24 protein-coding genes and 5 tRNA genes are annotated in these 20,993 nt (G+C 68.2%); 14 read left to right on the forward strand and 15 right to left on the reverse strand.

Annotated features, from left to right (window positions below; translation table 11 throughout):
• Window positions 1–79: 79 nt before the first annotated feature.
• The gene (locus tag ACFVM3_RS29685; protein WP_192747577.1) at window positions 80–583 is read right to left on the reverse strand and encodes a GbsR/MarR family transcriptional regulator; all 504 of its coding nucleotides are present in this window, start codon (window positions 581–583) and stop codon (window positions 80–82) included.
• Window positions 584–677: 94 nt separating this feature from the next.
• Between ACFVM3_RS29685 and ACFVM3_RS29690 the strand changes: the two genes are divergently transcribed.
• Window positions 678–1,574, forward strand: a complete 897-nt coding sequence (locus ACFVM3_RS29690) for an ATP-binding cassette domain-containing protein (RefSeq protein ID WP_378443250.1) — start codon at window positions 678–680, stop codon at window positions 1,572–1,574.
• Window positions 1,571–3,205 carry an ABC transporter permease gene (locus ACFVM3_RS29695; RefSeq protein ID WP_378443251.1) on the forward strand — a complete coding sequence of 545 codons (1,635 nt, stop codon included), beginning with the start codon at window positions 1,571–1,573 and terminating at the stop codon, window positions 3,203–3,205. The genes ACFVM3_RS29690 and ACFVM3_RS29695 overlap by 4 nt, the downstream gene beginning before the upstream one ends.
• 42 nt (window positions 3,206–3,247) lie before the next feature.
• Here the strand turns inward: ACFVM3_RS29695 and ACFVM3_RS29700 are convergent, their stop codons facing one another.
• From ACFVM3_RS29700 to ACFVM3_RS29725, 6 genes are all read right to left on the reverse strand, one after another.
• Complete coding sequence (locus tag ACFVM3_RS29700; protein ID WP_378443252.1) at window positions 3,248–3,640, reverse strand: hypothetical protein; 393 nt, start codon at window positions 3,638–3,640, stop codon at window positions 3,248–3,250.
• Between the two features lie 36 nt (window positions 3,641–3,676).
• The gene (locus tag ACFVM3_RS29705) at window positions 3,677–4,000 is read right to left on the reverse strand and encodes a hypothetical protein (RefSeq protein ID WP_378443253.1); all 324 of its coding nucleotides are present in this window, start codon (window positions 3,998–4,000) and stop codon (window positions 3,677–3,679) included.
• Between the two features lie 53 nt (window positions 4,001–4,053).
• Complete coding sequence (locus ACFVM3_RS29710; RefSeq protein ID WP_378443254.1) at window positions 4,054–4,611, reverse strand: TetR/AcrR family transcriptional regulator; 558 nt, start codon at window positions 4,609–4,611, stop codon at window positions 4,054–4,056.
• A gap of 62 nt (window positions 4,612–4,673) precedes the next feature.
• A complete protein-coding gene (locus ACFVM3_RS29715) occupies window positions 4,674–5,459 on the reverse strand; it encodes a metal-dependent hydrolase (RefSeq protein WP_125679801.1) in 786 nt (261 codons plus the stop codon).
• A gap of 54 nt (window positions 5,460–5,513) precedes the next feature.
• A complete protein-coding gene (locus tag ACFVM3_RS29720; RefSeq protein ID WP_126732363.1) occupies window positions 5,514–5,867 on the reverse strand; it encodes an STAS domain-containing protein in 354 nt (117 codons plus the stop codon).
• 214 nt (window positions 5,868–6,081) lie between these two features.
• Window positions 6,082–6,390, reverse strand: coding sequence for a WhiB family transcriptional regulator (locus ACFVM3_RS29725; RefSeq protein WP_016330769.1), 309 nt, complete (start codon window positions 6,388–6,390; stop codon window positions 6,082–6,084).
• Window positions 6,391–6,526: 136 nt separating this feature from the next.
• Between ACFVM3_RS29725 and ACFVM3_RS29730 the strand changes: the two genes are divergently transcribed.
• From ACFVM3_RS29730 to ACFVM3_RS29740, 3 genes are all read left to right on the forward strand, one after another.
• Window positions 6,527–6,943, forward strand: coding sequence for an ATP-binding protein (locus tag ACFVM3_RS29730; protein WP_378443255.1), 417 nt, complete (start codon window positions 6,527–6,529; stop codon window positions 6,941–6,943).
• A complete protein-coding gene (locus ACFVM3_RS29735) occupies window positions 6,940–7,713 on the forward strand; it encodes a SigB/SigF/SigG family RNA polymerase sigma factor (protein WP_378443256.1) in 774 nt (257 codons plus the stop codon). Before ACFVM3_RS29730 ends, ACFVM3_RS29735 begins: the two co-directional genes overlap by 4 nt.
• A 77-nt stretch (window positions 7,714–7,790) precedes the next feature.
• Window positions 7,791–8,216: an ATP-binding protein gene (locus ACFVM3_RS29740; RefSeq protein ID WP_378443257.1), complete on the forward strand. Its 426-nt coding sequence runs from the start codon at window positions 7,791–7,793 to the stop codon at window positions 8,214–8,216.
• Here ACFVM3_RS29740 and ACFVM3_RS29745 read toward each other — a convergent pair.
• Window positions 8,185–8,661, reverse strand: coding sequence for a MarR family transcriptional regulator (locus ACFVM3_RS29745; protein ID WP_378443284.1), 477 nt, complete (start codon window positions 8,659–8,661; stop codon window positions 8,185–8,187). The two genes, ACFVM3_RS29740 and ACFVM3_RS29745, sit on opposite strands and share 32 nt — an antisense overlap.
• A gap of 55 nt (window positions 8,662–8,716) precedes the next feature.
• On the opposite strand from ACFVM3_RS29745, the gene ACFVM3_RS29750 reads away from it, so the two are divergent.
• Window positions 8,717–9,352 carry a nitroreductase family protein gene (locus tag ACFVM3_RS29750; RefSeq protein ID WP_378443258.1) on the forward strand — a complete coding sequence of 212 codons (636 nt, stop codon included), beginning with the start codon at window positions 8,717–8,719 and terminating at the stop codon, window positions 9,350–9,352.
• Here the strand turns inward: ACFVM3_RS29750 and ACFVM3_RS29755 are convergent.
• Both ACFVM3_RS29755 and ACFVM3_RS29760 read right to left on the reverse strand, forming a co-directional pair.
• Entirely contained in the window at window positions 9,330–9,986 is a 657-nt protein-coding gene (locus ACFVM3_RS29755; protein WP_378443259.1) for an alpha/beta fold hydrolase, read from the reverse strand. The genes ACFVM3_RS29750 and ACFVM3_RS29755 overlap by 23 nt on opposite strands.
• Window positions 9,987–10,014: 28 nt before the next feature.
• Window positions 10,015–10,683, reverse strand: coding sequence for an HNH endonuclease family protein (locus tag ACFVM3_RS29760; protein WP_038507695.1), 669 nt, complete (start codon window positions 10,681–10,683; stop codon window positions 10,015–10,017).
• 132 nt (window positions 10,684–10,815) lie between these two features.
• Between ACFVM3_RS29760 and ACFVM3_RS29765 the strand changes: the two genes are divergently transcribed.
• Entirely contained in the window at window positions 10,816–12,471 is a 1,656-nt protein-coding gene (locus tag ACFVM3_RS29765; protein WP_378443260.1) for a hypothetical protein, read from the forward strand.
• Here ACFVM3_RS29765 and ACFVM3_RS29770 read toward each other — a convergent pair.
• Window positions 12,458–14,287 (reverse strand): NB-ARC domain-containing protein, encoded by a 1,830-nt coding sequence (locus tag ACFVM3_RS29770; protein WP_378443261.1) that lies wholly within the window; start codon window positions 14,285–14,287, stop codon window positions 12,458–12,460. The two genes, ACFVM3_RS29765 and ACFVM3_RS29770, sit on opposite strands and share 14 nt — an antisense overlap.
• Window positions 14,288–14,356: 69 nt before the next feature.
• Window positions 14,357–15,379, reverse strand: coding sequence for a nucleotide disphospho-sugar-binding domain-containing protein (locus ACFVM3_RS29775; RefSeq protein ID WP_378443262.1), 1,023 nt, complete (start codon window positions 15,377–15,379; stop codon window positions 14,357–14,359).
• Window positions 15,380–15,498: 119 nt separating this feature from the next.
• On the opposite strand from ACFVM3_RS29775, the gene ACFVM3_RS29780 reads away from it, so the two are divergent.
• On the forward strand, window positions 15,499–16,491 hold the full coding sequence (locus tag ACFVM3_RS29780; protein WP_378443263.1) for a tetratricopeptide repeat protein: 993 nt from the start codon (window positions 15,499–15,501) through the stop codon (window positions 16,489–16,491).
• On the opposite strand, the gene ACFVM3_RS29785 is transcribed toward ACFVM3_RS29780, so the two are convergent.
• Window positions 16,488–17,381, reverse strand: coding sequence for an SWIM zinc finger domain-containing protein (locus ACFVM3_RS29785; protein WP_378443264.1), 894 nt, complete (start codon window positions 17,379–17,381; stop codon window positions 16,488–16,490). The genes ACFVM3_RS29780 and ACFVM3_RS29785 overlap by 4 nt on opposite strands.
• A gap of 4 nt (window positions 17,382–17,385) precedes the next feature.
• Window positions 17,386–18,054, reverse strand: a complete 669-nt coding sequence (locus ACFVM3_RS29790; protein WP_378443265.1) for an SDR family oxidoreductase — start codon at window positions 18,052–18,054, stop codon at window positions 17,386–17,388.
• Between the two features lie 47 nt (window positions 18,055–18,101).
• Between ACFVM3_RS29790 and ACFVM3_RS29795 the strand changes: the two genes are divergently transcribed.
• Window positions 18,102–18,668: a TetR/AcrR family transcriptional regulator gene (locus ACFVM3_RS29795; protein WP_378443266.1), complete on the forward strand. Its 567-nt coding sequence runs from the start codon at window positions 18,102–18,104 to the stop codon at window positions 18,666–18,668.
• A gap of 2 nt (window positions 18,669–18,670) precedes the next feature.
• Here the strand turns inward: ACFVM3_RS29795 and ACFVM3_RS29800 are convergent, their stop codons facing one another.
• The gene (locus ACFVM3_RS29800) at window positions 18,671–19,846 is read right to left on the reverse strand and encodes a YDG/SRA domain-containing protein (RefSeq protein WP_378443267.1); all 1,176 of its coding nucleotides are present in this window, start codon (window positions 19,844–19,846) and stop codon (window positions 18,671–18,673) included.
• A gap of 620 nt (window positions 19,847–20,466) precedes the next feature.
• Between ACFVM3_RS29800 and ACFVM3_RS29805 the strand changes: the two genes are divergently transcribed.
• From ACFVM3_RS29805 to ACFVM3_RS29825, 5 genes are all read left to right on the forward strand, one after another.
• Window positions 20,467–20,540, forward strand: a tRNA-Arg gene (locus tag ACFVM3_RS29805).
• Between the two features lie 35 nt (window positions 20,541–20,575).
• A tRNA-Pro gene (locus ACFVM3_RS29810) sits at window positions 20,576–20,652 on the forward strand.
• Window positions 20,653–20,665: 13 nt separating this feature from the next.
• A tRNA-Ser gene (locus ACFVM3_RS29815) sits at window positions 20,666–20,754 on the forward strand.
• Between the two features lie 3 nt (window positions 20,755–20,757).
• Window positions 20,758–20,829, forward strand: a tRNA-Arg gene (locus ACFVM3_RS29820).
• Between the two features lie 16 nt (window positions 20,830–20,845).
• A tRNA-Cys gene (locus ACFVM3_RS29825) sits at window positions 20,846–20,920 on the forward strand.
• The last annotated feature ends 73 nt before the right edge of the window (window positions 20,921–20,993 follow it).

Consider the following 20,993-nt stretch of genomic DNA (forward strand, 5'->3'; position numbering starts at 1 on the left):
GTCCTTGCGCCTGGCGCAAGGAAGGGGGCCTTCATGTACTTGCACGCGACCAAGGGCGCCGGAACATCGCGGCTTGGGCTCACTTGCCCTTTTCGGCCCGCATCTCGTGCCACTTCGCGTACATGTCGTTGAGTTCCTTGATCATGAAGCTCAGGAAGTCCCGCATCTCGGCGACCCGCTCACCCGCCGGCGTGTCCTCGCCCAGCGCCGAAACGCCCTCGTCGGCCGCGTCACGCCACATGGTGATCATGCGGTCGCGTTTCATGAAGGTGGCGTACCAGAGGTCGTCGAAGAGCCGGTAGTGGTCGCGGCGCGAGCCGGGTTCGCGTTCCTTCGCGACCAGCCCGATCTGCTCCAGGTATCGCACGGCCCCCGAGATCGCGGCGGGGCTCACCGACAGCTGGTCGGCCAGCTCGGCCGCGGTGAGGCGGCCGGCGTCGGTGGTCATCAACGCGGCGAACACCCTGGCGGGCATCCGCTGCATCCCGATCTGGGAAAGCGTGAGGCCCAGGTGCTCCACGTAACGGCGGACGGCGTCCTCGTCTCTCTGGGTGCTCGAAGCACTCTCAGGCGTCGTCGTCATGAGCACATCCTCTCCTACGTCCCCCAGAGTGATCACACTATCCATACGTTTTCTTAACTTCACAACTTCGTGAAATCACTGTACCTTCAGACACATGGAAAACGCCATCTCCATCTCCGGCCTCCACAAATCCTTCGGCCGGACCAAGGCTTTGGACGGCCTTGACCTGCAGGTACCCGTTGGGGAGGTGCACGGCTTCCTCGGCCCGAACGGCGCGGGGAAGTCGACCACCGTCCGGGTCCTGCTCGGCTTGCTCCACGCGGATTCGGGCGACGTCCGCCTGCTCGGCGGCGACCCTTGGAAGGACGCGGCGAGCCTGCACCGGCGCCTCGCCTACGTCCCCGGCGACGTGAACCTCTGGCCCAACCTGTCCGGCGGCGAGGTGATCGATCTGCTGGGGCGGCTGCGGGGCGGGCTCGATCAGCGCCGCCGCAAGGATCTGATCGAGCGGTTCGACCTCGACCCCAGGAAGAAGGGGCGCACCTACTCCAAGGGCAACCGGCAGAAGGTCGCGATCGTGGCCGCGCTGGCCTCGCACGTGGACCTGCTGATCCTGGACGAGCCGACCTCCGGCCTCGACCCGCTGATGGAGGCCACCTTCCAGTACGCGATCCAGGAGGAACGCGAGCAGGGCCGCACGGTGCTGCTGTCGAGCCATATCCTCGCCGAGGTCGAGGCGCTCTGCGACAAGGTCAGCATCATCCGCAACGGGCACACCGTCGAGACCGGCACGCTGGCCGAACTCCGGCACCTCACCAGGACGTCGATCACCGCCGAGCTCGCCGGTCCGCCGAACGGGCTCACCGAACTCCAGAACATCCACGACCTCAAGGTCGAGGGCAACCGGGTCCGCTTCGACGTCGAAACCCGCTCCCTCGACGAAGCGCTGCGGCAGCTCACCCAGGTCGGCGTCCGTAGCCTGACCAGCCAGCCGCCGACGCTCGAAGAGCTCTTCCTCCGTCACTACACCACCGAAGCGAGCGCGAAATGACCGCGACGCTGGACCGTCCCCTGATCGCCGGACCGACGCACGGACTGGTCGGCACCTGGCACCTGACCAGGTTGGCGCTGCGGCGGGACCGGATCGTCCTGCCGATCTGGATCGTCCTGCTCGGGATCATGCCTTCGGCGTCCTCGGGGACGTTCGAAACGCTGTACCCGACGGCCGCCGAACGAGCCGGGCTCACCGCGAGCATGGGCGCGAACCCGTCGCTTTCGCTGATCTACGGCCCGGCCTTCGACCTCTCGACCGCGGGCGGGTTCACCGCTTGGCGGCTCGGCGGGTTCCTCGCGCTGGTCGTCGGGCTGATGGCGGTCTTCACCGTCACCCGGCACACCCGCGCCGAGGAGGACTCCGGCCGCGCGGAACTGCTGGCCTCCGCAGTGGTCGGCCGATACGCCCTGCTGACCGCGGGCGTGCTCGTGTCCGCCGGCGCGAGTGTCCTCATCGGACTCGTCGAGACCGGGCTGATGATCGGCGCGAAGCTGCCCGCCGGCGGCTCGCTCGCGCTCGGCGCCGCCACCACGGTGACCGGACTGGTCTTCACGGCGATCGCGGCGGTGGCCGTCCAGATCGCCGAGTATTCGAGGACGGCCAACGGGATCGGCGCCACCGCCGTCGGGGTCGCGTTCCTGCTGCGCGCCGTCGGCGACTCGACCTCGGACGCGACCTGGGTCTCCTGGCTGTCCCCGATCGGGTGGGCGCAGCAGATCCGGCCGTTCGCCGACGAGCGCTGGTGGGTGTTCCTGCTGCCGCTGGCCGCGACCGTGGTCGTCGGTGCCGCCGGGTACGCGCTGCTCCCACGGCGCGACGTCGGCACCGGCATCCTCCCGCCGCGTCCCGGGCCCGCCGAAGCGGCGGCGTCGCTGCGCAGCCCGTTCGCGCTGGCGTGGCGGCTGCACCGGGGCCCGTTGATCGGCTGGCTGATCGGCACCGCGGTCTGCGCCGCGGTGTTCGGCTCGGTGGCGAGCGGTATCGGCGACGTCGTCGGGGAAAGCCAGCAGGCCAAGGAGATCTTCCAACGCCTCGGCGGCACGGACGCGCTGATCGACGCCTTCATGGCGGCGATGACCGGCCTGTTCGCCATGATCATCGCGCTCTACGGCGTGCAGTCCGCGTTGCGGCTCCGCGCCGAGGAGACCGCCGTGCGGGTCGAGCCGCTGCTCGCGACGAGCGTGGGCAGGATGCGGCTGCTGGGAAGCCATCTCGTGTTCACGTTCGGCGGCACGGCGCTGATGATGGTCGTCAGCGGTGTCCTTTTAGGACTGTCGAACGGGATGCGGGCGGGCGGTGTCTCCGACTCGGTCGGGGACATGGTGGTCGCTTCGCTGGCGCAGCTTCCGGCGGTGTGGGTGATCACCGGCCTCGCCGTGGCGCTCTTCGGCCTGGCGCCGAAGTTTTCGACGGCGGCGTGGGCGATCGCCGGGCTGGCGTTGCTGCTCAGCCTGTTCGGCCCGGTGCTGAACCTGCCACAGGCGGCCGTGGACGCATCGCCGTTCTCGCACGTTCCGAAACTGCCCGCCGCGGAGTTCACCGCGACACCGCTGGTCTGGCTGGCCGCGGTCGCCGTGGTCGCGCTCGTGGCCGGGCTCATGGGCTGGCGGCGTCGCGACGTCGGCTAGCCACAGGGGATGACCGTGGAGGCCGTTCATCGGGGGCGGCCTTCACGGTCCTTGCCGTACTTCGCCGCCGGGCGTCACGACCAGCTGCGCGACCGGCACGCCGCCTCCGCACGCCTTGTTTATCGGATAGGCGATCGTCGGGGTCACGTCGAGGACTTGGGGCCTTCCCTCGTCGAGGGTCACCGTGGTCCGGACCGGCGTGGTCGGCAGGCCCCGGGTCGGGATGAAGACGCGCTCGCCGCCGGGCGCGGACTCGGTCACGCAGGCACCGGCCCAGCACAACTCCAGTGACACCCGGGTGACACCGGCGGCCACTTCCGGCGGGATGCGGAGAGAGACCCCCTCCTGCAGGCCGATGGCAGCACAGGCCGTCTCGCCGGGATGGCACGCGGTCAAGGACGCGAGCAGGAGCACGAAAACGGGGAGCCGTCGCATACCCGGACAGACGGCGCGAGGGCCGCCCACGTTGCCTCAGTCGCTGCGGAACCCCGAGGTCGTCGACGGCGGCAACTCCGTCGAGGTGGGTGAAGGCGTCACGGTCCTGGTCACCGTGCGCGGCGCCGGCGTCCTGGTGCGGGTGACGACGAGCGGTTCCGGCGCGCTGCCCGGCACGGTCACCGTGACCGGCCCGACCGAACGGGAGGTCGTGGTCGGCGACGGGGTCGTGCCGACTTCGTACCCGCGGCGCTGCGGCTCACGGGTTGCCACCAGGAGGGCGGCGACGAGCAGCCCGGTCGCGAGGCCGGCGATGGCCGCGACCGTGACGGAACCGGTGGTGGGACCCTGACCGAACATCCGGCACCTCCTCGCCACGCGAAGCGCAGGTACGAGGACTTCTCGGGTCGATCTTACGTTTCGTTACGCAGCGTGCGCAAACCGTCGACAATGATCCGCACGAGATGACGCTCTTCGAGTGAATACCGTTCCGCGGCCAGGCATCCGGCGATCAGGGCGCGCAGGTCGTCGCCGTCGATGTCCTCGCGGACCGCGCCCGCGTCCTGGGCCCTCGTCAACAGCGCCTGTGACGCCGCCCGGAAGTCGTTGCCCGCGCCCGCTTTGAAACCCAGCCCGGTCGTCTCGGCGAGCGCGTCGCAGAGTGCCCGGTTGCGCGACGCCTGCTGGACGACGCGTTTGAAGAAGTCGAAGAACGCTTCGCCGGGGTCTTCGGCGGTCAGCAGTTCCCGTGCTTCCCGCGCGAACTGCTCGAGCCGATCCACGACGACGGCCTGGAAAAGCGCTTCCTTGCTGGGGAAATGCCGGTAGACGGTGCCCGCGCCGACACCGGCGATCCTGGCGATCTCGTCGAGGGGGACGGAGAGGCCATCGACGGCGAAAGCCTCTTCGGCGGCCGCGAGCACCTTCGCTCGGTTGCGGCGCGCGTCGGCGCGCAGCACGGGCTTGTCCACTGTTCCCCTCCTCAACCGGGTCCGGCGTTCCGATTCAACGCCGCCGGAGACGAGGGCATTCCTCAGTGCACCGCGGTCTGCGTCCCGTCCGGCGTGAGCAGTCCTTGGACCGTCGTGAACAGGTACTCCCAGACGCCGGGGATCAGCACCACCGCGGCGACCGCGAACACCGGGAAGATCAGCCGGTTCTCCACGTTCTTGCCGGTGCGGAACCGCAGCGGCTTCGGCGGCCGGATCTCGTACCAGGTCTCGCCCGCGATCGGGATCGGGAACAGGAACGGGCAGCCGGACTCGGTCAGCGCGTCGCCGAGGCAGTGCACGAAACACCCGGCCGCGACGGCGATACCGAGCCAGCCGGAGATCTCCGCGAGTTGCGCCGCCTTGTCCGGCGGGGCGGTCCACACCCACCAGCCGACCGCGGCGCCGCTGACCGGCAGGAGCCAGTCGCCGAGCGCGCCCTCGGCGAGCAGCAGGCCGAGGACGACGACACCGAACACCGCCCACGGACCGCCCTCGGCGGTGCCCCAGGAGGTCAGGAAGCCGAGACCGACGGCGAACAGCACGGTGTGTGAGAGATGACGGTGCTTACCGGTGACCTTCTCGTCCCGCGGCCCCTTGGTCAGCGCGTACAGAGCCGCCGAAACCCGGCGGAGCAGCCAGGAGATCGCGCCGGTGAACCAGCCGAGCAGTTTCGACGCGCGGGCGCCCGGATGGTCGAGATCGGGCAGGAGGGCGAATCCGGCCGTGGTCGCGGCGAAGACGACCGCTTGGTGCACCGTGCCCGCCCCGACGACGGGTGCGAGCGCGAGGCCCGCGCACCAGCCGGTCAGGGCATGCGTCCGCCCCATCATCGTACTGCCCCCAGGTGTCGCGGATCACGAGCCCACGACCGTATCGGGGGATCAGGCGGGAGGCTCCTCCGACACGCTGAGGTGCTCGGCGACGCCGGTGAGCTCGATCACTCGGCTCACCTGCGGGCTGGGCACGAGTTCGAGCTCGACCTCCTTCTCGGCGGCCTGACGCTGTGCCTGGAGCACCACGTTCAAGGCCGAGGAGTCGAAAAACGTCACGCCGGTCAGGTCGGCGACCACCCGACCCGACGGTTTGTCCGTGATCAGGGCCCCGAGGGTCTCCTGAAGCTGCGGGCTCGTCAGCAGGTCGAGCTCACCGGTGACCACCACACGCGGTTCAGACGCGTCGGCGTCCAGCGTGATGCTGAAACCGGGCGGCGTGGTGTTCTGGTCCGCTGCGGGCATGCACATTCTCCTCATCAGGTGAGAACCGACGCTCAGCGCCGGAACGCGCCTGTGGTCTCAAGCGACGGCCGCGCCCAGTCCGGACACGGACGCACGCTCTTCTTCGGCGGGTAGGCGTGGCTGTCCCCGCAACGACAGTCCCAACCCTAACCCAGTACGGACGGGGCGCCACGATCGCCGTCGTGCGCGTCGCCGACCGGTGCCCGGGACGCGCTCAATGCGCGGTCAAGGCCTTGCGCCCGGCGCGGCGTTCCCGGAGGAACAGCTCGCGGCGCTCGATCTCGCCCAGTCCACCCCAGATGCCGTACGGCTCCTGCACCGCGAGCGCGTGCTTGCGGCACTGCGCCAGCACGGGACAGGTGTGGCAGATGGCCTTGGCCCGCGATTCGCGCCGCTCGCGGGCCGAACCGCGCTCGTTGTCCGTGTGGAAGAACAAGCTGCTGTCGGCGCCTCGGCACGACCCACGGAGCTGCCAGTCCCACTCTTCCGCCACCACGTTCGGCAGCCGGCTCACGTCAGCCATGTCGGTCCCCGCCTTCCCAGGAGATCGTTTGTCGCCGGTTACATGCCCGCCCCCTGCGCGGCTCAAACGTGGGTTTGGTTTGCTCACACCCAGGGCATCTGACGGATCGGCAGTGCAGCTGGAGAGAGGAACACACGTGGTGGACAACACCCCGCCCGACGGGGAGGGCGCTCAACTCATCGAGGTACGCACGGCCGCGGTACCGCACGTGGTGCCGACTCTCCGGACGATCGTCGCGGATATCGCGATGCGCCAGGACTTCGACCTGGACGCCGTCGAAGATCTCCGGATGGCCGTGGACGAAGCCTGCTCCATGCTGCTCCCCTCGGCCGCCGACGGGCATCTGACCTGCGTTTTCTCGTGGAAGGACGGGCGGATCGAGGTGACCGTCTCGGTGCTTTCGGACTCTCCGGAACCCGACGACGAGACCGGTCTGTCCTGGCAACTGCTCACCGCGCTGGCCACGTCCGCGCGGCGGAGCGTCACCCCGGCCGACGGCGGCTACCTCTCCAGGGTGGAGCTCATCCGGGAGAGCGAGGCGGCCCGGCCGTGACCGAACCCGTCGAGCAAGACGGCGCGAACGTCCCGGCCCTGTTCGAGCGCATGTGCGCGCTGCCCCAGGGCGCTCCCGAACGCGAAGCGCTGCGGGACGAGCTGGTGCGCGCGCACCTCGAACTCGCGCGCAATCTGGCGCGCAAGTTCCGCAACCGCGACGAGTCGATGGAGGATCTGGTCCAGATCGCGACGATCGGACTGATCCACGCCGTCGACCGGTTCGACCCCGGCCAGGGCAGCGACTTCCTGGCCTTCGCGGTCCCCACCATCTCCGGCGAGCTGCGGCACCACTTCCGCGACAACAGCTGGTCGGTGCGGGTGCCCCGGCGGCTCAAGGAGCTGAACGCGAACATCTCGGCCGTGCGCGAAGAGCTGACGATCCGGCTCTCCCGCGCCCCGAAGCCCAGTGAGATCGCCGCCCACCTCGGCGTCCCGATCGACGAGGTCTACGAAGGTCTCCGTGCCGGCCAGGGCCGGTACGGCGCTTCGCTGGACAACCTTCTGGAGAACTCCGCGCACACTCGCTTCGGCGAGGCCGACGCCAACCTGAGCCAGGCGGAGCTGCGCGAGGCGCTGCGGCCGATGCTGGAACGGCTGCCCGACCGTGAGCGCAAGATCGTCGCGCTGCGGTTCGGGTCCGGGATGAGCCAGTCGGACATCGCCCGCCGTGTCGGTGTTTCCCAGATGCAGGTGTCGAGATTGCTGGCCGCCACGCTCAAGAAACTGCGTGAAGGACTGACCGAGACCGAACTCACGGACGGGGCCTGATTCGACCACGGCCCTTGTGGGTATCTGGGAGGCGAACAGCGGATCTGGGAGTCTCTCGTGAGGGGAGGTGCGGAACCATGACGATGTCCAAGACCCGATCGGAGGGCTCGTTGCCGGTGGTCTCCCTCCCCTTGCCGGTCGATGTGACGGCGCCCGCCGTCGCGCGGCAGGCGGTGCGAGCGACTCTGGCCGGCTTCGGCCTCGACGGCCCGGCGGTCGACGACGTCCTCCTGGCGACCTCCGAGCTGGTCACGAACGCCTTCGAGCACGGCGAGAAGCCGGACAGGCTCGAAGTCGAGTACTCCGATGGCAGGCTCACCCTGCGGGTCTTCGATTCCGGATCGGCGCGGCCGAAGCTGAAGGAGCCGTCGCCGATGGCGGCGCGCAGCCGCGGTCTCCAGCTGGTGCACGCGTTGTCCGACGACTGGGGCCATGAGCTCTGCTCCGGCGGGAAGTACGTCTGGGCCGTGTTCAGTCTCGACCGGGCGGACGCTCCAGCTTGAGCGCGGCGTCCGTTTCGGCGATGCGTTCCCGGAGCGACTTCCGTTCCAAGGCCTCGACGGCGGCGACCAGCACCTCCCTGAGCGGGTACGGCAGTTCGGCTTCCAGCTGCGCGGCGGCGGCGCTGGTCGCGGCCCACTCCGCTTCGAGCGTCGGCATCAGCCGCCGTGTCTTCTCGGTCAGCGAAACGATCCGCTGCCGGGCGTCCGTCCCGGGCCGGAGCGAGACGAGGTCTTGACGCGCCATCTGCGCGATCGTCTGGCTGGCCGCCGAATGGGTCACGCCGACTTCGGCGGCCAGGTCGCGGATGGGCAGCGGCCCGTGCGTGACGATCGCGCGGACGAACGGCGTGAACCGCGGGCGGTAGTCACCCAGCCCGATGTCTTCGAAGAACGCGGCGACGTCCGCCTCGGTCACTTCGAGGACGTGCCGGAGCAAAGTGCCCATCCCTCGTTCGCGCGGCGGCCTCCCCACCAGCGGATCATAACGACATAATCGCCGGATGACGCCCGAAGAGCTGCTGACGACCACCCGGACCGTCCGCAAACGACTGGACCTGACCCGGCCGGTGCCTCTCGAACTGGTCAAACACGCCCTCCAGGTGGCGCTACAGGCGCCCAGCGGGTCGAACACGCAGCGCTGGCACTGGCTCGTGATCACCGATCCCGGGCAACGGGCCGAGCTCGGGAAGCTGTACCAGCGTGCGTGCCGGGAGTACCTGGATTCCCCACGGGCGGCGGGGAAACTGTTCGCGGACGACCCCGAACGGTCGAAGGTGCAGAAGCGCGTCGGCTCCAGTGTCGAGTACCTGGCCGACAAGATGGGCGAGGTGCCCGTGCACGTCATCCCGTGCCTGGAGACGAACAGCGCGGAGCTGCCCGCCGGCAACCAGGCGGGCCTGTGGGGGAACCTGCTGCCCGCGGTGTGGAGCTACATGCTCGCGGCGCGGGCCGTCACGCTCGGGACCGCGTGGACGACGCTGCACCTCGCGTACGAGAAGGAGGCCGCGGAGATCCTCGGTCTGCCGGAGAACGTGCACCAGGCCGCGCTCATCCCGACGGCGTTCTACACCGGTGACAGCTTCAAGCCCGCGGCGCGTCAGCCACTCGAAGAGGTCATGCGGCTGGACCGCTGGTGAGGTAGGACTCCAGCCGGTCCGCCAGTTCTTTCGGGTGACTCAAGGGCACGGAGTGGGAGCCGTCGATCTCGTCGGGGGCGAAGCCGAGCCTGTCCTGGACGACCCGGCGCTGGAACTCGGGCGTGAAGAAGCGGTCTTCGCGCCCGATGAGCACCTTCGTCGGGACGTCCGGCCACTCGTCCAGCGGCCACGGCTGTGCCCATTCGGCGCTGACCTGGTTCCGGCCGTGCGAGCCCGCCTCCGCGACGATGTCCGCGGGGACGCCGTTGTAGAACTTCTCCTCGTCGGTGAGGTCCTTCGCGTCCTCGAAACCCGTGTTGTCCCACCAATCCCCCGGTGTCTCGCCCGGTTTCGGGATCATCGGGGTCAGCATCACGAGCAGCCGCGCCGGAAGCTTCCCGGCGACGAGCGGCGCGGTGAAGCCGCCGTAGGAATGGCCCAGGATCACCAGGTCCTCGCGGTCGCCGATCGCGTTCACGACGGCGTCGACGTGCTCCGGGAAACCGGCCTTCTCGTCGTCGATCGGCAGGTTCACCGCGACGACGTCGTGCCCGCGGCCGGTCAGCTCCGCCTCGAGGAGGTGGAAGTCCCAGGCGCTGCCGCCACCGCCGTGGATCAGTACGAAGGTCGCCATCGCCCCAGCCAACCCGAAACCGGGCGGATCAGCAACGACCGAGCATGTCGCTGAGCGCGCTCTTCTCGGCGGTGGTGATCGTGAGGCCGTAGTAGTGCTTCACGGTGATCCAGTCGGTGGCGTAGGTGCACCAGAACGAGACGAGCGGCGGCTTCCACTGGTCCGGCGCCTTGTCGCTCTTCTCCTGGTTGACGTTGTCGGTGACGGCGAACAGCTGCGGGCGGGTCAGGTCGTTCGCGAACTGGCGCCGCTTCTCGTCGGTCCACGACTTCGCGCCGCTGACCCAGCTCTGCGCGAGCGGGACCATGTGGTCGATGTCGACGTCGGTCGGCTTCGTCCAGGTCTCGCCGTCGTAGATGCTCGTCCAGCTGCCGGAGGTCGGGGCGCAGTCCGAACCGGCCTTCACGTCCTTGCCGTCGCGTTTGAGCACGAACTCGCGGGTGTTGCAGTTGTTCCCCTGGTTGTCCCAGTGCGGGTACTTCTTGCGGTCGTAGCCGTCCATCGACCCGCGCGGCGCGACGGTGAGCTCGTCCAGCTGCTTGCGTGCGTCGGCGGCGCTCGCGGGGTTGGCCGGCTTCGGCTGCAGCGCGTCGCCCTTGCCGCTCACGAACCAGAAGACCGCGAGTACGACGGCGGCGAGGGTGATCAGCAGGAGCAGCCGCTGAGCCGTGGTCATCTGGCTGGTACGCGTTGCCACCGCGCGGTTCCTCTCGACGGGGTTGGGAGCGCCCGAGTATCACCTCGCGACGTGAGGGAACCGGGTGCGACACGACGATGACACCGAGCAACGTGATCCAGACCACTTCGCCGGATCGGCTACGGTCAGGCCGTGAACGAGGCACTGGTCGGCATCAAGACGGCGAATTGGGCGACCGTCGCGGTCCGCCGCCGAGTCCTCGTGATCGCGCACAACGTCACCACGGTGACCCGGCTGCTGGACGTGCTTCCCGCCTTCGAGAACGATTTCCGCGTCCAGGTGGTGTTCACCTGCGCCAAGGATCCGTTCCAGCACGGCCTGCGCGAACTTCTCGACACGGTGGGCGTGGCCGTCATTCCCTGGGCGGAGGCCGAACGGTACGAGTTCGACCTGGTCGTCACGGCGAGCCATCACGGCGGGATCGCCGATATGACCGGACCCAAGGTCATTCTTTCGCACGGAATCGGGTATACTAAATACTCGCCCGGAAACCGGAAACCGGAAACCGGAAACCGGAAACCGGAAACCGGAAACCGGAAACCGGAAACCGGAAACCGGCAAATCTTCGGCCTTTCGCCACAATGGTTGCTGTACGACGGCGAACCGATCGCCGAATCCTTCATCCTGTCCCACACCGCTCAGCTGGACCTGCTCACCGAGACGGTCCCCGCCGCCGCGGAGAAGGCCGTGGTCGCCGGAGACCCTTGCTACGACCGGATTCTCGCCGGCCTGCCGTACCGCGAACGGTATCGCGAAGCGCTGGGTTCCGGTGACCGCAAGGTCGTCCTGACCTCGTCCACCTGGTGGTCGAACGCCCTGCTCGGCTCCTGGCCGGATTTCCTCCGGACTCTGCTCGCCGCGCTGCCCATCGACGAGTTCCAGGTGCTCGCCGTCGTACACCCCAACGTCCGGCACGGGCACAGTCCGTGGCAGCTGAACACGTGGCTGGCCGACTGCGTCCGGTCCGGCCTGGTCGTTCTGTCCGAAGTGGACGATTGGCAGGCGGGGCTCGCCGCCGCCGACCTGATCGTCGGCGACCACGGGTCGGTGACGGGATACGGTGCGGCGCTGGGGAAACCGACGGCGCTGGCGGCTTTCGGCGATGACGACGTCGCGCCGGGAACGGCCATCTCCGCACTCGGCGAGACCGCGCCCCGTCTCGACCGGCGACGTCCGCTCCTCCCTCAGGTCCGGAGCATTCTCGACGAGTACCGCCCTGGCGATTTCGCGGGTGTCGCCGAGCTGGTCACCTCGGTGCCCGGCGAATCCCTCCAGCGGCTCCGCGGCGTCTTCTACCGAGTTCTCGGCCTTTCCGAGCCTACGAACGAGATCCCGCTCGGTCCGCCGCCCGCCCCTCGGCTCGCGATCCTGCCCTCGCACCGCGTCGCCGCCGAAGTCCACCACGAAACCGACCGTGCCGGGCGGCTCGTCCGGCTGACCCGGTATCCGGCCGAGCTTCGGCGTGGGGCCGAGGCCGATCCGCACCTGTCCTGCCCGGACGACCACCCGCTCCGCTCGATCCGCTCGGGCGCCTCGGTGCTGACCGGCACGAACGTCGTCGCCGGCCTGCGCGCAGGAGTGGTCGGCGCCGTCCTCGGCGAGGGGAAGAGCGTCGTGACGGCGCCGTCGGGGCGGCGTGTCGAACTCTCCGGCCCCGGCCCCGTCGAGGTGCACGCCTCCGTCGTCCGCGCTTGGCTGGACGACGGGCATCCTCTGGAGGAGCTCGCTCCGTCGATCACGGTCGAACTCGGCTCGGGCCGCTACGGTCTCGACGTCACTCTTCGCTGAGCACGGCGCGGATCTCCTCGGCCTGCTTCGCCATTCCCAATCGTTCGAAGAGGGCCAACGCGTGGACCAACAACTCCTCGGCGTCCTCGCCGAGTTCGCGCAGGATCATGCCGAGCCTGCCGCCCGAAAACGCCTTGTTGGCCTCTTCGCCCTCGGCGGCGCGGAAGAATTCCCAAGCCGCCGCCGCGGGCCCACGGGCGTCTTCGAATCGGCCGAGCTTGAACAATACCCGGCCCGTGTGCATGTCGAGCAACGCCAGCGCTCGCGGCTGCCGCGAGACCTCCATCGAGGCCACCGCTTCCCGCGACTTCCCGAAGAGTTCGAGCGCGAATTCGTGGTCGCCGCGGCCTTCCTGGGCCAGGGCGTACCAGTCGTAGGTGCTCTGCCGTCCCTGCGGGTAGTCGAGCACCAGGGCTTCCTTGACATACGCGTCGGTCCGGTCGAATTCTTCGGCCGCTTCGTGGAGCCCGGTGAGGTCACGGAGGACCTGCCAGCGATCCGGCGGTGCCGTCCAGCGGCCGAGGATCTCCTGATAGGCGTCGATGACGTCGTCGTGCCGCTTCGTCTGATAACCGAAGTACCACAAGGAGAACGGGAAGATCGCGCCGATCTCCTCGGTCGGCAGCGCGCGGGCCTCCTTGGCGGCGGCCACGATATTGGGCCATTCCTTCGTGAACTCCGCCCAGGCGTCGCCTTCGAAGGCCTCGATCTCGGCGTAGTGGCTTTCCGCCTGGAGCGGCGCGGGACGGTTCGACAGCGCCTTGTCCAGGGAAACGGCCAGCCGCCAGTTCCACTGGACGGCCTTCGTGGCGACGCCGACGAAATCGGACTCGTCGAACTCGGAAAGCGCCTTGTCCTTGGCGAATTCGCGAAGGAGGCTGTGGTAGCGGTACCTGCCGGGGCCGGTGCGTTCGATCAGGTTGCCCTTGGCGAGCCGTTCCAGCAGGCGTTTGGTGTGGGGTGCCACCAAACCGAGGACGGCCGCGGCGATGGCCGTCCCGAAATCGACGCCGGGGAGCAGGCTCAAGGCCTTGAACGCGAACCGCTCTTCCTCGGTCAGTTCGGTGTAGGCGAGGTCGAAGATCTTGAGGACCGGGTGCTCGTCGTCGATTTGGAGGGCGAACAAAGGGTTTCCGGCGCTCAGCTCGGCCACGTACTCGGCGGGGGTGCTCCCCGTGTCGCTCAGCCGTGTCGCGGCGACGGAAAGGGCGAGCGGCAGCCCTTCGCAGATCCGGTTGACGGCCTCGATCTCGCGAGCGCCGACCACGGTCCCGGTGCGCTTGACGACCAGTTCGGCGGCCGCCTCCGGCCCGAAGGTCGTGACCGTCGACGTGGTGAAACCGTTCATCCGCAGCTTGTCGAAGCTGCTTCGGCTGGTGACGACGACGGCGAGCTGGGGCGAACCGAACAGCAGCGGCAGCACCTGGTCGGCGGTGGCCACGTCGTCCAGGTACAGCAGCACCTTGCGTCCGGCGAGCCGGTTGCGCAGGGCCAGGATCCGGAGGTCGTCCTGGGCCGGGATGTCGTCTCGGGCCACGTGAAGCGCTTCGAGAAGACGCAAGGCGATCTGCGAGGCCTCCAGACGTCCGTTCGGGCCCTGTGAACCCAACGCGTCGCAGAAGAGCACGATCTCGTAGTGCTCGGCGATTTCGTGACAGGCCTCGGTGGCCAGCACGGTCTTCCCGACGCCTTGGGGGCCGGTGAACAAGATCAGATGAGGCTGCCCGGCGGAACGCGCCTCTTCGTTGCGCTGCCGGAATTCGGCGCGTTCGGGGCCTCGGTCCACGAAATACGGATGTCGCATCTCTGCGAGCACGGAGCCGCTCCTTCCCCCTCGGGCATCGGCACCGACCCTACCGCGAGGCGACCTCGAAGCGTGATGACTTCAGCACTTCCCGTTCGCGGCCTGGAGTGCGTCGGCGGCCAGCGACGCGGCCGGATACGTCGCCAGCCGCGACCGCATCGACGTCGTGTTCGCCAGGACCCGGCCGTCCCGGAGCAGGCGCTCGACGCCCGGCACGAGCGAGGTCGCCGGATCCCAGACATGGGCGAGGCCGAGTTCCGCGAGTCTGCGCGCGGTGGCGCGCTGCTCCCGGCTCCGGGGCGCGACCAGCATCCGCGCGCCGTGGGCCAGCGCCTCCTGGACGGAGTTCATCCCACCGTGGGTCAGGAACGCGTCGACCCTGGGCAGCAACTGCCGCTGCGGCAGCCATCGGCGCGCGATCACGTTGTCGGGCAGCGGCCCCAGCGCGGAGGGCGGGGTGTGCGAGGTCGCGATCAGCACGGTCCATTCCGTGCCCGAGAACGCCCGCGCGATCCGCCGGAAGAATTCCGGCGTTCTGGCGAAGACGGTGCCGGGCGACACCAGCAACGTCGGGCCGTCGGGCGCCGGGCAGTCCTCGGTGGTGACCGGTGCGATCAACGGCCCCACGAAGCTGAAGCGGTGCGCCCGCGGCTGGAGTTCGGGCAGGGCGTTGACCAGCGCCGGGCCGGAACCGGCCGCGGTGCCGGCGTGGGTCGTCCAGAACGTGACCACCGGCAGGGCGTGCCGCCGCGCGAGACGGCGCGCCCACGGGACCATCGGGTCCGCGATCACCAGGTCGGGCCGGGCGGCGGCGAACTCCCGCTCGCAGCGGCGGGCCGCCGCCGACCAGGCGAGCCGACGGTGCGTCCGGTTCCGGATCCACGCGGCGATCTCCGGCGGCCGCGCCGTCGGCGCCACCCGCACGACATGGTCCGGCGGCGAGACCACCGGTTCGGCGCCCGTCCGGCGTACGACGTCTTCGAATCGGGTGCCGGAGAGGACCACCCGCACCCGGTGTCCCCTGGCCACCAGTTCGCCCACGACCGGGAGCATCGGATTCACATGCCCGTGCGCGGTGTACGGCACGAAGACGCAGTCCATCATCGGTCGATCATCACTGTCCGCTCGAGCCCGGGTTCGCCGGGTAGTCGTTGCCGCGATGGTGTCACATCGGGGCCCTGAGCAGCGACTACCCCAGGGACGCTGCCGGAAGGAGCGGGCTTGTGGCCGACGGAAAACGTAAGTGGAACACCAGGGTCGACGACTATCTGAACCGGAAGGCCGCGGAACGCGGGCACGTGATCGCCATGGCGCGGATGGGATCGACCGCGTTGGAGCGCGGCGATCTCGACGAGGCGGAGACGTGGTTCCGGAAGGCCGCAGAGGGCGGGGACAGGGTCGCGATGGGCACCCTGGCGCGTCTCCTGACCGAGCGCGGCGCGCCGGAACAGGCCGAACGCTGGTACCGCGAAGCCGCGACGGCCGGTGATTCGTATGCCATGTCGCATCTGGGAAATCTCTGCGCGCGACGAGGTGATTCCGGCGCCGCCGAGGACTGGTGGCGCCGGGCCGCCGAAGAGGGCCGCGTCGAGGCGATGGTGGAACTGGCGCGGGCGCTGCACCGGCGCGGCGAACTCCAGGACGCCGAGTACTGGGCGGGCGAGGCCGCGGATGCGGGCAATGTCGAAGGGATGATCACGCTCGGCGCCCTGCTCTGTGACACCGGCCGGACGGCCGAAGCGGATCCTTGGTGGCGCAAGGCGAGCGAAGAGGCCGACGCGACGTCGCTGATCAAACTCGGCCACCAGGCCCAGCAACGGGGCGACCTCGCGCGTGCCGAAAGCTGCTACCACGCGGCCGCGGCCGCCGGTGCCCCCGACGCCGCCGTGCGCCTCGGCCTGGTGCTCCACCGGCGCGGCGAGCTCGACGCCGCCGAACGCTGGTACCTCAAGGCCGCCAAACGAGGCGACGCCGCCGCGATGACGAACCTGGGCGTGCTGGCCAACGACCGGAACGACCCCGGCGAGGCCACCGCCTGGTACCGGAAGGCCGCGGAGCTCGGCAGTGTCCCCGCGTACACCAACCTCGGCAGGCTCGCCGCCGACCACGGGAACTTCCAGGAGGCCGAGCACTGGTTCCGCGCGGCCGCGGACACCGGCGACCAGGCGGGGCGACGGGATCTGGAGGAGCTGTACCGCAACCGTCAGCGGTACTAGCTCTGCCAGTTCCGCATCGCCGCGAACCCCTCGCGCAGCCGCTGGAGTTTGCGGCTGCGGTACGGGTCCTCGCCGTCGTCGAGCCGCCACCGCTCCTCGACGCCGGCGCGGAACACCGCGAGCCCCTCGAAACCGAGGCCGGCGGTGAAGTCCGCGATGTTCACGTCGACCCGGCCCGAGCCGTCGAGGTCCAGCCGCAGCAGCCATTCCGCGAGCTCCTTGGGCTCCGGCGGCGAGTCCGCGCAGGCCTCCGCGTACAACGCGAGCGCGCCCGACACCTCTGAGCCGAGCGCGCCGAAGGAGTCCTCGACGAAGTCCAGCGCCTCCACCACCAGCTCGATGACGCGGCACAACAGCGGCCCGTCCATGAGTTCCCTGGCGGTGGCGAGCACCTCGCGCACCTTCTCGGTGTACGCGACCGTCCCCTGGAAACCGACGAAACCCCGCAACCGCAACGTTCCCTCGACATGACGCCGCAACGCGTCGAGGTCGCCGCGGCCCGCCTTGAGCGAGAGTTTGCGAAACAGGACCGGGTCCTCGTTCGCGTGCCCGACCAGCAGCTCGACCAGCTCGTCGCGGTCCAGGGACTCGACGTATCCGCGGATGTCGGCCGCGCCGCCGTCCGCCACGCCTTCGAGGACCAGCAGCCCGACGGCCACGCAGTGCTTGCAGAAGAAGCCGTCCGCCGCGTGCGGGCAGGAGCACTCGCCGACCAGCTCGCCGTCGATGTTGCGCAACCGGACCGTGTACCGGTCGGTGCCGCTGACCACCGCCGTGACCCCGCCCGCGACGTCGTCCAGCGTCTCGACCGACTCCAGGTACTTGGCACCGCGCGCGAAGGAGACGTCACCGGCCTGCCTGCGGAGTTCGTCCTCGCTGAACCACGTCACCGGCCTATTCTGCGCCTTGGCCCGGCGGCCCGAGGAACAACCCACCGCTCGCGTCGAGGACCTGCCCGGTCACCCACCGGGCGTCGTCGGAGGCGAGGAACGCGACGACGTCCGCTATGTCCTCTGCTGTGCCGAGCCTCTGGTGCGCGGTGAGACTTGCTATCGCGGTTGTCAACTCGGGCGTGAAGATCGCCCCGTTGTCCGCGGTCCTGGTGGCGCCCGGCGCGACGACGTTGACCGTGATGCCGCGGGGTCCGAGCTGGTGGGCGAGGGTGCGGCTCATCGTCTCGAGCGCGCCCTTGGTCATCGCGAAGGACGTCTGGGCGGGGTTGGCCATCCTGGTCGCGACCGACGAGACGTTGATGACGCGCCCGCCGTCGTTCAGCGGTGCTCGCTGGATGAGGAAGTACGGCGCCTTCACGTTCACCGCCATCAGGCGGTCGAAGTTCTCGGGCGTGTCCGTCTCGATCGGGCCCGCCGGCTGGGCGGCCGCGTTGTTGACCAGGATGTCCAGGCTGTCGATGCCTTCGAGGGCTCTGTCGACACCCTCCATGGTCGACAAGTCGGCCTGACTGCTGTCTTGTCTCTGGACGGTTATGCCGTCCTTCTCGAGCCTCCGGGCGATCGCCGCCCCGATCCCCCGCGACGCCCCGGTCACCAATGCCGTCTTCATTGCGCACCCCAGATGTTAGTGACTAACACTTTGATAGTGTCTACCACGTGAGCCTCCGAGACCGCCAGCGCGCCGAAACGCGGCTCCTTCTGCAGGAGCACGCGATCCGCCTCTTCACCGACGTCGGATACGACGCGACCACCGTCGCCGACGTCGCCGCGGCCGCGGGCGTCTCGGCGATGACGGTCTACCGGCACTTCCCGACGAAGGAGGACCTGGTCCTCTACGACGAGTACGACCCCGTGACGGCTTCTGCCGTGCTTGAGCAGCCTCCTGGGCCGTTGCCTCTTCGGATCGGGCGCGCGCTGGAGTCAACCGCCGCTTTGGGTTCTTCGCAGGAGAAGGCGTTCTTGCTGGCGCGGCTACGGCTGATGATCTCGGTGCCGGCGCTGCGGGCGCGGCATCTGGACAGCCAGTACGCGACGGCCGATGCCATCGTGGCCGCCCTCTGTCGTTCTTCGCCCTCGCCGGACGAGGAGTTTCAGGTGCGGGCTACGGCTATGGCATGCCTTGGGGCGGCGCATGTGGCGCTTGTGCGCTGGGCGGAGACGGACGGGGAGGCGGATCTGGCGGGGTTGATCCGCCAGGCGCTGACCAGCGTCTTTGACAATTGATTTTAAGTGTAGTGCTCCCGATGATAGTCGAGATGATCCTTATCAATGCGGTGATCTACATGCTGGCGCAGCTCGCTCACCACCTCGCCATGCACAACCACTTTCATATCCTCACTAATCACCATGGCTCCATAATCAAACAACACATGGCAATTAGGACATAGACAAAGGACGTTCGAGTAGACATCCGGGCCATTATGCGGGCGCCCAAGGCCACGAATATGAGCCCCTTCAGAATAGGCCTTGTCGCCAATTCTAAGTCGAACCCCACAAGTCTGACACACGTCGTCATGCACTTGTTTCACATAGTTGACCACCTGGGTGGACCTAATCAAGCGCTGAACCTTGGCCGCAAGCCGGACAGGAGCATCGTTACCTGCGGGAATCGGCAGCAATGCCTGAGTTGGCGGCTCCACAGCCACCACGGTCCCTACTGGCAGCTTTATCATACGGAACTGGCAGACCACGAAGCCGTCCGCACCAGGCTGACGCCACACCTCAGCAACCCGATAAAGACCGTCATAGCGAAGACCCGAATCTGGCGCATAGGAGGACTTCTTGTCAGCGCCACGAATTACCCGAACAGGCTCACCAGTTACACTGCTTCTCACCAATGCAGCGTTTCCACTGGCCTCGAAGCTTTGATCTTCAATCTGCTTACCCGACGGCCCCCGTCCGCCATGGCCGGTGTAGATGATCTCGTCACCAAAGTCTTTGTCGTCCGAGTATCCACCTGAGACAACGATGGACTTCGCTCCAGTGTCGCCTGTTCCAGAAATACCAGCCTGAAGCTGCTTGTGGACTCCACGATCAAAAGCGTCTCGCCTGTTGACGAACGTAGTCCCCTCAGGAATACCGGGGATCTCACCGAACCCTTCTCCGCCGACAGCTAGCCGGTGGGTTTCGACATTCCGGAACTCGAACCCGAGGCGCCCCACGCATGCAATCAGCTTTTCCTCAGCTGCCCCAAAGTCAGCCACACTAAGTTCCGCACCGACCGCCGAGCGGTGCGCTGACACCACAAGTGCTTTCGCGTCGTAGTCCGCCCCCTCGTGCATCACTACGTAGCGAGATGCACGCGTCACACCATGCAGGTACCTGAAGCGCTCGGCGCCAACGTCGTCGTGCTCAGCGATCGCCGCAAGCACCGCTTCTCGAGAGATATCTTTCAAGCCCACAACAAGACGTTAGGCCAAGTTGCGGCAGCGCAACACCCTCAACCGGACGAACATCAACTTCGTCCTCGTCTCGCGGCTGCACGCTCGCGGTCCTGCCGCCGCACATACCCCTTGCCCGAAGAGCAGGATTGAAAAATAGCATTGCACTACATTGACTCATCAGTCATAGTGAGTGCACTCGACCAATCTCAGGGGCAGCCATGATGAACATGCACGAGCGAAAGGCGCAGCGTCGGCATTCGGCCGCCGCGCCCATCGTCGTGTGTTCGTCGTCCTGTTCCTGGCGACGTTCACGACGCTACGACCAGCGAGTTCTGGTCGACAAGGGCTCCCCATCATGACGTCATAGCGCGCATGATGCCAGGGAGCCGCCCATCGGGAAACCGATCCGGGCGGCTTCTCTCTTTTTGCTGCGCGAAAGCAATTCCCTATCGGCGAGCTTGGGAAGCGGAACGGTCTCCAAAACCGTGCCCAGGGGGTTCGACTCCTCCCGCCGGTGCTCGACGCTGCCTATTCAGCGCGAACCTTGATAACAGAAGACTTTTCCCAAAGCTCGTCCCCGTCGCCGATAGAGGCGGCCAGGACGAGCGCCGGTGGAGGCGTGCACTCGTCTCCACCTCACCCCTGTAGCTCAGGTGGACAGAGCGCCGCACTACGAATGCGGAGGTCCCAGGTTCGAGTCCTGGCAGGGGTACTGGTCGGCGTATCGGAGGGGGATACGCCGGTCGACGGATGCGAGGGGCACTGGCGACCCCGCCTGATTTGGGATCAGGAGTCACCGCGTTCGACTCGCGGGCGTTCGACCAAGCTGCGCAGCAAGGAGGATTGGCCGAGTCCGGTAAGGCAACCGTCCCGAAAACGGTGGTCGACGCGTGAGCGTCGCGCAGGTTCGAATCCTGCATCCTCCGCAAGCCCTCGTGGTCCAACGGATACGACGCCGGCGTCCGAAGCCGGGAACGCAGGTTCGACTCCTGCCGAGGGCACGATGAGCGAAACTTTGGCCCACTTCACGACGGTCGTGCGGCGGCTTGCAAAGCCGTTGGACTCCGGGTTCGACTCCCGGGTGGGTCTCCACCACAGTTCGCCCCTTCTGGCGACACGGTCGTGTACGCGGCAAAAGAGTTCCACTCCCGCAAGCCCCTGCGCT

It is taken from the genome of Amycolatopsis sp. NPDC057786, from assembly GCF_042797905.1.
Taxonomy (GTDB): Bacteria; Actinomycetota; Actinomycetes; order Mycobacteriales; family Pseudonocardiaceae; genus Amycolatopsis.